This window comes from Actinomadura napierensis, from assembly GCF_039529375.1.
GTDB lineage: Bacteria > Actinomycetota > Actinomycetes > Streptosporangiales > Streptosporangiaceae > Spirillospora > Spirillospora napierensis.
In genome coordinates this window covers 38,746-48,711 of record NZ_BAAAMR010000079.1, presented here as the reverse complement: position 1 = coordinate 48,711, position 9,966 = coordinate 38,746, and the positions used below count along the sequence as shown (strand labels likewise).

The window sequence follows — 9,966 nt, the reverse complement described above, 5'->3', positions numbered from 1 at the left end:
AACGGCCGCCGCGTCGGCCGCGCCGCCGCGCCCGCCGCCGGCGTCGCCGCCCTCGCCGTGCTGGCCGGCCAGCCGTGGGTCGCCTACGCCTGCGCCGCGCTGGCCGTCCTCGCCGTCCCGCTCGGCCTCGACCGCTACCGCCAGCTCGGGCACGGCACCGACGGCGAGCGCCTGACCGTCCGCTCCGGGTCGCTGCGCCGCCGCCAGGTCGTCGTCGAGCACGGCGCCGTCATCGGCTGGCGCGTCCGCCGCACCCTCTTCCAGCGCCGCCTCGGCCTCGCCACCCTGTTCGTCGCGACCGGAGCCGGCGACGGCGGGTACTCCGCGACGGACATGGCGGAGTCCGACGCCGTGGCGTTCGCCGCCGCCATCACCCCGGAATGGCTCGAGCCGTTCATCGAGCGCCCGGCCCCGCCCCCGCCTCTTGCACGGGACGCCGACTGAGGCGCCGAACGTACGAACACGGCGGTCATGCGGGATGCATGACCGCCGTGCCGGCAGGTCTCACTCGGGGCGGCGGGCGCCGAACATGATCTCGTCCCATGACGGGACGGAGGCGCGCTTGCCCTTGGACTTGCGCCGCGGCCGCGCGGGCCGCCGCTCCGGCGCCTCCGCCGCCGGAGCGGCCGGGGCCGGGGGAGCGGTGACCGGCTTGTCCTGACCGGCGGCGGGCATGGGGGGCCGGGACGGCTTCTTCTTCGCCGGCGGCCGGGACGGCTCCCGCCGCGCCGGATGCTGCGGAGCCGGCTTCGGCGCCGCGGCCTTCTCCTCCGGCGCCTGCGCGGCCGCCGTCTCCGCCTCGCGCTCCGCGGCGGCCTGGTCGTCCTCGGAAACCTCCGCGTCCGCGTCCTCGGCGGACGGCTCCGGCGCCAGGGCGTCCCTGCGGGCGCTCTCGTCCGCCTCGTCACGCGACGAAGCCGCCTCCCGCTCGGCAGGCGCCTGAACGGCAGCCGGCTCCTCGGCGACCTCGCCCCGCCGCGACTCGCCCTCGTCGGCCGCCCGCGCATCCTCCGCCGCACGCTCGTCTTCGGCCGCCTGCGCGGCTTGGGCCGCGCGCTCGTCCTCAGCCGCCTGCGCGTCTTCGGCCCACCGCGCGTCCTCGCTCGACCGCTCGTCATCGGCGGGACGGGCGTCCTCGCTCGACCGCTCGTACCCGGCGGGACGGGCGTCTTCGGCGGGACGCGGCGCACTCTCGTGCCGTGCGCCCTCCAGACGGGGCTCGTCCTCGCTCTCGCGGGCGCTCGGGCTCCCCGCGGCGCGCCGCTGCTCGTCCTCGGCCTGCGCCGCGGCAGGCCGCGTGGCCTCCTCGGCCGCCGCCGCTTCCCGGTGCGCTTCCTTCGGCGCTTCGCGCCCCGGACGCGCATCCTCGCGGGCTGCTTCCTCACGCGTACGGGCGTCCTCGCGGGCCGCACGCGCACGAGCGTCCTCTTCGTCGCGGGTACGGGCGTCCTCGCGAGCGGTTTCCTCACGCGCACGAGCGTCCTCGCGGGTGCGGGCGTCGTCGCGAGCAGCTTGCTCGCGCGCGCGGGCATCCTCGCGGGCCGCTTCGTCACGCGCACGGGCGTCTTCGCGGGTGCGTGTGTCCTCGCGAGCGGCTTCCTCGCGGGTGCGGGCGTCGTCGCGGGTGCGGGCTTCTTGGTGGGCTGCTTCCTCGCGGGCTCGGGTCTGCGCGCCGGACGCCAGGCTCTCGCGCGGCTGCGCCTCTTCGCTCACGCGCTGCGGGCGGTCGTTCTGGGCCCGGGTGCCCGCGCGGGCCTCGGCCTCTTCGCGGCGGCCCGCTTCGGCGGGGCGCTGAGGCGCGGCATGCGGCTGCTCCTGGCGGGGGCGCGGCGCGCGGTGCTCCTCCTCGCGCGGACGTCCGTCGGACGGACGGGCGGGGGCCTCACGCAGGCGAGGGGCCTCGCGGGGGCCGTCCGAGGCGAGCGGACGGGACGCCTCGCGCAGCGGGGCGCCCTCGGCGGGCGCGTCGCGGAAGGCGGGGCGCGGGTCGACCATGCGGCCCCGCTCGACGATGTACTGCGGCGGCTCGGCGGGCCGCAGCGGACCGGGCGCGGCGGGCTGCTCAGGCTCGGCGGGCAGGCCGCGCGCGGAGACGTCCCTGTCGTTCGGGGGCCGGTCGTTCTGCACGACCTTCATCGCGGGGCGGCGCGGCACGAGCGGGGTGACGGTGTCGGACAGGGCCTCGTCGTCCCATTCGACGGCGGTGAGCCGCGCGGCAATCTCGTCGAGGGGGGAGACGTGCCGGCGGCGCGGGTCGAAGGACCACTCGGCGGCGTGCGGGCGGCCGTTGTCGAAGAACGACAGCCGGACCCGCCAGGTGGAGTCCTCGCACTTCCAGGAGTCCCACTCGACCTCCTCGAGGTCGACGCCGCCGCGGCCGAGCCGCTCCTCGACGGTCTCGCCGAGCGGGGGGCCGAGGGTGGTCTCGCCGGGGCGGCGCACCGCGACGCGTTGCGCCTGCTGCGCCATGTACTCGCGTTCCTGCAGGACCGGGCCCTCGAACCAGCGGATGCGCTCGACCGGGATCCCCGCCGATTCGGCGATCTCCTCCGCCGTCTCGCCGGACCGGATGCGGGCCTGGATCTCCTTGGGACGCAAGGGACTCTCCACTTCGATCTCGAACTGGCCGAGGCGGGAGAAGTGCCCACGGACCGCGGCGCGGAGCCGGTCGTCGACGGGCAGGGTGAACCGGGTGCCTCGGCCCGCGGTGGCCAGGACGAGGTACGTACCGTCCTCGCTGACCGCGACGAGGCGCAGCTCCTGCATGCGTGTCCTTCCTGCCCTGTCCTGACGGCACGGAGGGCGCCGGACCGTCCGGCCGCGGTCTCACCGGCCGGTCGCCCGTTGCCCGCCGAGGGCGCATGCGTGCCCTTCCCCCGGGTTCCCGAGTCTCTCTTCCGGACACACCTGCTGCCAGCACCGTACCCGGCATGTCCGAACATCGCCGCTCTCGAAGCCCTCTTCACGAGGCCGAAGAGGGCACCTGACCTAGCTTGCCGGTGCTGAGGCGCGGCCGTGGCCGCCCTGCCGGATTCTTGTGCATCCTTTTCCACACTGTGCCTGAGCCCGGCGGAGCGCTCCACCCCTTTGAGGTTAGGAGCGTCACGTCTGTGGCAGGAACACTCGGATCTTCCGATTAGTTTCGTTTCCGGGGGATTCGGGCGAACGGACAGGGGTGAAAGGGTCGATGCAGCGCAAGCTGCCGGACGTCAGCACGACGCAGCTCATCGCCAGCGGGGTGGCCACACTGGTCGCCGCCGTCGGGGCGTCCTACCTGGGGGTCTACGGGACGATCATCGGTGCCGCGCTGATGAGCGTGATGTCGACGGCCGGTTCGGCGGTCTTCAAGCACTACCTCGACCGGGGCCGCACCCAGATCAAGGATCTGACGCACATCCAGGCGGCGGTGAGCCGGCGGGACGCGGCGGACCAGGCCGCGGCCGAGGCGATGAACGCCGACCCGACCCGGACCGTGGTGTGGCCCGGCGGGGACCCGAACGCGACGCGGCTCGACCTGCACCCGCCCGGTGGCGGGGACCCGAACGCCACCCGCCTGGACCGCACCCCGGCCGAGACGGTCGCGGACACGCTCGCCGCGGCGGCGGGCCCGGAGGCGCTGCGCGAGGTCGTCCGCCGCTCCGCGCTGGACGGCACCGTCGAGTGGGCCAAGCAGCACTGGACGAAGCTCGTGGTGTCGTCCGCGGCGATCTTCGCGATCGTGATCGGCGGCATCACCCTCTACGAGGCGACCACCGGTTCGCCCATCGGCAAGAACTCGGGCAGCGGCACCACCATCAGCAAGGCGCTGACCGGCGGCGGTGGCGGCGGCTCGCAGGAGACGCCGGAGTCGCCGTCGCCGTCCGGGCACTCCACCGGGCCGAGCGGCACGCCGACCCCCAGCTCGTCCGGCGGGACGACGTCGACCGGCACGCCCACCACCACACCGCCGCCCGCGACGACGCAGAGGCCGACCGAGCCGACCGCGCCGACGTCCTCGGCCCCCAGCACGCCGAACACGCCGAACACCCCGCAGCCGACGAAGTCGTCGGACGGCGGGAACGACGGCCAGCAGAACGACCAGAACAACGCCGACCCCAACGCCCGCACCACCCCGTAAAGAGGGGCACGGCGGGGCGCGCGCTAGTCCCCGAAGACCTGGCGGGTGTAGGGGTTGGCGAAGCGGCGGTCGGGGTCGAGGTCGTCGCGCAGCTTCCGGAAGTCGCCGAAGCGGGGGTAGACCTTCTCCAGGTAGGTGGCGTCGCGGGTGTGGAGCTTGCCCCAGTGGGGGCGGCCGTCGAGAGCCGTCAGGAGGTCCTCGACGCCGCGGAAGTACTCCTGGTGCCGGTCCTTGTAGTAGACGTGGACGGCGATGAACGCGCTGCGGCGGCCGTGGGCCATCGACAGCCAGGCGTCCTCCTCGGGGAGCAGCCGCACCTCGATGGGGAAGCTGATCCGCCAGTCCTTGCGGGCGAACAGGGAGCGCAGTTCGCGCAGCGCGGGGACGAGCTCCTCGCGCGGGATCGCGTACTCCTGCTCCTTGAAGCGGACGGTGCGCGGGCTCGTGAACACCTTGTAGGAGGTGTCGGTGTAGGTGCGGGCGCCGAGCGCCTTGGCGGAGATGCCGTTGACGAAGGGCGTGGTGGCCGGGGCCAGGTGGGTGAGCCGGTTGACGGCGCCGAAGACGGTGTTGGACAGGAACTCGTCGTCCAGCCAGTGCTTGAACCTCGGCAGCGGCTCGGCCGGGCCGTCGACGCGGTTGTTGCGCTTGGTGAGGCAGCCCTCGGTGTGCGGGAACCAGTAGAACTCGAAGTGCTCGTTGGCGTGGTCGAACTCGTCGACGCGGGCGAGGACCTCGTCCCACTTCATCGGTTCCTCCTGCGCGCGCAGGAGGAAGATCGGGACGGTCCGCCAGGTGACGGCGGTGACGACGCCGAGGGCGCCGAGGCCGGCGCGGGCGGCGTCGAACAGCTCGGGCCGCTCGTCGCGCGAGCAGGTGACGACCGAGCCGTCGGCGAGGACGAGTTCGAGGGCGGCGACCTGGGAGACCAGGCCGGCGGCGTCGCGTCCGGTGCCGTGGGTGGCGGTCTGCAGGGCGCCGGCGACGGTCTGCTCCTGGATGTCGCCCATGTTGGCCAGGGCCAGGCCGTGCTCGGCGAGGACGCGGTTGAACACGTGCAGCGGCAGCCCGGCCTCGACGGTGGCCAGCCCGGTGGCGGTGTCGACGGAGCGGACGGCGGTGAGCGAGTCCGGGCGCAGCAGCACGCCCTCGGCGACGGCGGCGCCGGTGAAGGAGTGGCCGGTGCCGGGCATCCGGACGGTGAGCCCGTCGGACGCGGCGGACCGGACCGCCGCGGCCACCTCGGCGGTGCTGCCCGGGGTCGCGACGCGATGCGGTGTGGCCTGCTGGTTTCCCGCCCAGTTCTGCCACTTCTGGTGGGTCACGGGTGACATGCGCCGACTCTACTCGGCAATCGATCGTGAGGAAAGTTCACGTTTACTCAGGGCGCGGGCCCCGGCCAGCCCGACCAGCGCGGCCGCCGCCGCCGACCCCAGCGGGACCAGGAACGCCGCGTGCGAGCCGGACGCGTCCACGACCCGTCCCGACAGCGACGACCCGGCCGCCACCCCGACCCCGACGGACGTGGAGACCAGCGCGAGCCCCTCGGTCAGCTGGTGCGGCGGGACGAGCCGCTCCACCAGCCCGTAGCCGGGGATGATCGTCGGGGAGATCGCCAGGCCGGAGAAGAACACCACGGGCATCATCAGCCACAGGTTCCCGACCAGGACGGGCGGGACGAGCCCGGCCGTCAGCAGGCCGAGGCCGATGAGGAAGCGGCGGGCGAGCGGGCGCCGCCAGTGCCGCGCCCCGTACCAGAGCGCCGCGGTGCCGCTGCCGAGCGCGTAGCAGCCGAGCAGCAGGCCGGCGAGCGCCTTGTGCCCCTGCTCCTGGGCGAACGCGACGCCGCTGACGTCGATCGCGCCGAACACCATGCCGAGCGCGAGGAACACCGGCGTGATCACGACGACGCCGGGATTGCGGAACACCCCGCCGCGCATCCCGGGCGCGCGCGGGCGCGGCGGCGGCTCGGCGCCGCGCTGCGCCGCGAGCGCCAGGCAGCCGGCCAGCGTGCAGGCGGCCGCCGCGCCGAGGCCCGCCGCCGGATGCACGCCGGTGGCCAGCGCCGTGACGACCAGCGGTCCGGTGACGAAGATGCTCTCGTCCACGACGGACTCGAACGAGAACGCGGCGTGCAGCCGGGCGGGGGAGTCGCGCAGCACGTGCGACCAGCGGGCCCGCACCCAGGCGCCCAGCGACACCTGCGTCAGCCCGGCCGCCGCCGCGGCGGGGAACAGCGTCCACACCGGCAGCCCGGCCAGCGCGAAGGCGATGAGCACGGCGAAGCTCGCGATGTTGGCCGCCACCAGCGGGACCAGGACGCGGCGCTGCCCGTACCGGTCGGCGTACCGGGCGCTGAGCGGGGCGCCGACCGCGTAGGAGAGGGAGAGGGTCGCGGTCACGGATCCGGCGATACCGTACGATCCGGTAACCGCGGACACGAGAAGGACGATGCCGATCCCCACCATGGACATCGACATGCGGCCGACGAACCCGGCGGCGACGAACGGCCGGGCGCCGGGAACCGACAGCAGCTCCCGGTACGGGCCGGCCATCCGAGACTCCCCTCCCCACCGGGAGGAGGGGCGCCCCCGGCGCCCGTCGTTCGACTTCAGCCCCATGATCACGTTACCTGGGGGAAAGAAGTGCCAAGACGTGTAACTCACCCGTAGCGACACTCGTTGGGAAATGTTGTGGCTCCTCCATCAGCACCGCGCGCGGCCGCGGACGGGGCGCCGGACGCCCCCGCGCCGGCCGGGCGCCCGCCCCGGCAGAGGCCGCAGAAGAAGAAGCGCCAGGGCCGGCCGGTGCGCGCCGCCGGCCGGGACCCGGCGCCGGGCGGCCTGCGGCGGAGCCTGCCGCTGCTCATCGCGACCATCGCCGTGCTCGCGGTCGCCAGCACGTCCGCGGGGGTCTACGCGGCGCTGACCACGGACGACTCCACGCCGTCCGCCTCCTCCGGCGGGCCGCACGGCGACCCGCCGCCGAGCGCGGGCCCGGGCGACCCGGTGAAGGTCGTCGACGGCGGGCAGGTCGCCCCGCTGCGCCGCGTCGTCCCGCCGGACGTGCTCGCCGCCGAGCCCGGGTCCATCTCCGCCGCCAAGATCGCCAAGATCGCGAAGCTGACGAAGGTCCGCGACGTGGTCGCGGTCGCGGGCGGGGCCGTCCAGCTCCAGGGCCGGCAGGTGAACGCGTTCGCGGTCGACCCGTCCTCGTTCCGCTCCTGGACGCCGCCCGGCACCGCGAAGAAGACCGACCTGTGGGCGGCGCTCGCCGCCGACCGGTTCGTGGTCTCGCCGGAGGCCGCCGAGCAGCTGCAGCTGACCCGCGGCTACGAGTACCCGGTGGTCGGCCGGACGATCCCGAAGCTGACCATGGGCGGCTCCGGGGAGCTGGGCCTGCCCGGGATCAACATGCTGGTCAGCAAGAAGTCCGGGACGCAGATGGGCCTCGTGCCGAACGTCGCGCTGCTGGTGAACGCGCCCGGGGTGAGCCCCGCCAAGGTCGTCAGGGCGGTCCGCAAGATCCTCGGCGCGCACTCGAACGTGGTGAACCTGCACGACGCCAAGTACCAGTCGTCCGGTACCGGCGGGAAGGCGACCAGCTACCTCGACCTGTACAAGCAGGCCGCCACCGGTTGCCCGGGCCTGTCGTGGACGGTGCTCGCCGCGATCGGCCAGGTGGAGAGCGACCACGGACGCAACGCCGGGCGCTCCAGCGCCGGCGCGCTCGGCCCGATGCAGTTCATGCCGGCCACCTGGAAGGTCTACGGGGTGGACGGCGACCGGGACGGCAAGGCCGACATCATGAACCCTTACGACGCCATCCCGGGCGCGGCGAAGTACCTGTGCGCCAACGGCGCGGGCAAGGGCGGGCAGCAGCTGTACCAGGCGGTCTGGCACTACAACCACGCCGACTGGTACGTCCAGAAGGTGCTGAACCTCGCCAGGGCGTACGCGGCCCGCTACCGCTGACCGGTCGGCTCGGTCCTCATCGGGGAGGCCGTCCCCTCGGCGAGTTGCCGACGCGACGGCCCGGTGCTCCGCCCGTGGCGGGGCACCGGGAGCGGGCTGGTTGGATGGAGGGCATGACGTCCCATGACGCGTTGCTTCTGCTGTCCTTCGGGGGGCCGGAGGGGCCCGAGGACGTGATCCCGTTCCTGGAGAACGTCACCCGCGGCCGCGGCATCCCGCGCGAACGGCTGGAGAAGGTGGGGGAGCACTACCACCTGTTCGGCGGGGTCAGCCCGATCAACCGGCTGTGCCGCGAGCTGAAGGCCGCGATCGAGGCCGACTTCGCCGCCCACGGCGTGGACCTGCCGGTGTACTGGGGCAACCGGAACTGGACCCCGTACCTGGCCGACACCGTCCGGCAGATGAAGGACGACGGGATCCGGCATGCGGCGGCGTTCGTCACGTCCGCCTACAGCGGCTACTCCACCAACGACCAGTACCTGCAGGACATCGCGCGGGCGCGCGAGGAGGTCCCCGGCGCCCCGGAGATCGACAAGCTGCCCGTCTACTGGGACCGGCCCGGCTTCCTCGACCCGTTCACGGACGCGGCGCGGGACGCGCTCGGCCGGCTGCCGGACGGCGCGCGGCTGCTGTTCACCGCGCACAGCGTCCCGCTGTCCCAGCCGAACCGCGACCTGTACGTCGCCGAGTTGGAGCAGGCGGCCCGCACGGTCGCGGACCGGGCCGCCCCCGGGACGCCGTGGGACCTGGTCTACCAGAGCCGCAGCGGCCCGCCGTCGCAGCCGTGGCTGGAGCCGCAGATCACCGACCACCTGGAGAAGCTGGCCGGCGAGGGGGTCTGCGCGGTGGCGGCCGTGCCGGTCGGGTTCGTCTCCGACCACATGGAGGTCAAGTACGACCTCGACGTGGAGGCGGCCGGACGCGCCGCCGAGCTGGGCATCGCGTTCGTCCGGGCCGCGACGCCCGGCAGCGACCCGCGCTTCGCCGCCCTGCCCCGTCAGCTGATCGAGGAGAGCAAGTGAGCTTGCCGGAGGACCTGCTGGAGCTGGCCGCCGCGACCGCCCGGGAGGCGGGCCGGATGCTGGTCGACAAGCGTCCGGCCGGCGGCCCGGACGTGGTGCAGACCAAGTCGTCGCCGACCGACGTCGTCACCCAGATGGACCGCGCCGCCGAAGCGCTGATCATCGAGCGGATCCGGGCGGCCCGCCCGGACGACGCCTTCCTCGGCGAGGAGGGCGGCGAGCACGGCGGCGGCAGCGGCGTCCGGTGGGTGGTCGACCCGATCGACGGGACCGTCAACTACCTGTACGACCTGCCGGACTGGGCGGTCAGCATCGCCGCCGAGGTGGACGGCGTCGCGGTCGCGGGCGCGGTGGAGATGCCGCGGCGCGGCGAGTCGTACACGGCCTTCCGGGGCGGCGGGGCGCTGCTGCACACCGCGTCCGGGACCCGCGAGCTGCGGGTGACCGAGCGGGTGCCGCTGGGCCAGGCCCTGGTCGCGACGGGGTTCGGGTACGACGCCGGGCGGCGCGCCGCGCAGGCGCGGGTGCTCACCGGGGTGCTGCCGGCCGTCCGGGACATCCGGCGCGGCGGGTCGTGCTGTGTGGACCTGTGCTCGCTGGCCGCCGGGCGCCTCGACGCCTACTACGAGCGGGGCGTCCAGGCGTGGGACATCGGCGCCGGCGCGCTGATCGTGCAGGAGGCGGGCGGGCGCGTCGAGGGGCTGCACGGCGCCGCGCCGGGGCCGGAGCTGACCATGGCGGCCGGGCCGGGCACCTTCGAGGCGCTGCACGCGCTCCTGGCGCCCCTGGACCCCCTCAGGGACTAGCCGGGCGGCCGGGTGGACGAGAAGAGCCCGGGACCTGGGCGTCCCGG

Annotated in this window: 8 protein-coding genes; 5 read left to right on the top strand and 3 right to left on the bottom strand. The window is 74.6% G+C overall.

Going from position 1 to position 9,966, the window contains the following annotated elements; translation table 11 throughout:
- The coding region (locus tag ABD296_RS34585; protein ID WP_344277169.1) for a PH domain-containing protein at window positions 1-444 on the top strand (444 nt) is incomplete at its 5' end.
- A gap of 60 nt (window positions 445-504) precedes the next feature.
- Here the strand turns inward: ABD296_RS34585 and sepH are convergent.
- Window positions 505-2,766: a septation protein SepH gene (gene sepH, locus ABD296_RS34580; RefSeq protein WP_344277166.1), complete on the bottom strand. Its 2,262-nt coding sequence runs from the start codon at window positions 2,764-2,766 to the stop codon at window positions 505-507.
- Between the two features lie 421 nt (window positions 2,767-3,187).
- On the opposite strand from sepH, the gene ABD296_RS34575 reads away from it, so the two are divergent.
- A complete protein-coding gene (locus ABD296_RS34575) occupies window positions 3,188-4,117 on the top strand; it encodes a hypothetical protein (RefSeq protein WP_344277163.1) in 930 nt (309 codons plus the stop codon).
- 23 nt (window positions 4,118-4,140) lie between these two features.
- On the opposite strand, the gene ABD296_RS34570 is transcribed toward ABD296_RS34575, so the two are convergent.
- Entirely contained in the window at window positions 4,141-5,451 is a 1,311-nt protein-coding gene (locus ABD296_RS34570) for a D-arabinono-1,4-lactone oxidase (protein ID WP_344277160.1), read from the bottom strand.
- A 9-nt stretch (window positions 5,452-5,460) separates the two neighbouring features.
- Complete coding sequence (locus ABD296_RS34565; protein WP_344277157.1) at window positions 5,461-6,672, bottom strand: MFS transporter; 1,212 nt, start codon at window positions 6,670-6,672, stop codon at window positions 5,461-5,463.
- Window positions 6,673-6,810: 138 nt separating this feature from the next.
- Between ABD296_RS34565 and ABD296_RS34560 the strand changes: the two genes are divergently transcribed.
- From ABD296_RS34560 to ABD296_RS34550, 3 genes are all read left to right on the top strand, one after another.
- Window positions 6,811-8,091 carry a lytic transglycosylase domain-containing protein gene (locus tag ABD296_RS34560; RefSeq protein ID WP_344277154.1) on the top strand — a complete coding sequence of 427 codons (1,281 nt, stop codon included), beginning with the start codon at window positions 6,811-6,813 and terminating at the stop codon, window positions 8,089-8,091.
- Window positions 8,092-8,204: 113 nt separating this feature from the next.
- A complete protein-coding gene (locus ABD296_RS34555; protein WP_344277152.1) occupies window positions 8,205-9,113 on the top strand; it encodes a ferrochelatase in 909 nt (302 codons plus the stop codon).
- Window positions 9,110-9,919 carry an inositol monophosphatase family protein gene (locus ABD296_RS34550; RefSeq protein ID WP_344277149.1) on the top strand — a complete coding sequence of 270 codons (810 nt, stop codon included), beginning with the start codon at window positions 9,110-9,112 and terminating at the stop codon, window positions 9,917-9,919. The genes ABD296_RS34555 and ABD296_RS34550 overlap by 4 nt, the downstream gene beginning before the upstream one ends.
- Window positions 9,920-9,966 lie beyond the last annotated feature (47 nt).

Bases quoted from the DNA above. Each gene is read 5' to 3' on its own strand.
- ABD296_RS34565 (WP_344277157.1), bottom strand. From the start codon at position 6,672: ATGGCCGGCCCGTACCGGGAGCTGCTGTCGGTTCCCGGCGCCCGGCCG.
- sepH (WP_344277166.1), bottom strand. From the start codon at position 2,766: ATGCAGGAGCTGCGCCTCGTCGCGGTCAGCGAGGACGGTACGTACCTC.
- ABD296_RS34555 (WP_344277152.1), top strand. From the start codon at position 8,205: ATGACGTCCCATGACGCGTTGCTTCTGCTGTCCTTCGGGGGGCCGGAG.
- ABD296_RS34570 (WP_344277160.1), bottom strand. From the start codon at position 5,451: ATGTCACCCGTGACCCACCAGAAGTGGCAGAACTGGGCGGGAAACCAG.
- ABD296_RS34575 (WP_344277163.1), top strand. From the start codon at position 3,188: ATGCAGCGCAAGCTGCCGGACGTCAGCACGACGCAGCTCATCGCCAGC.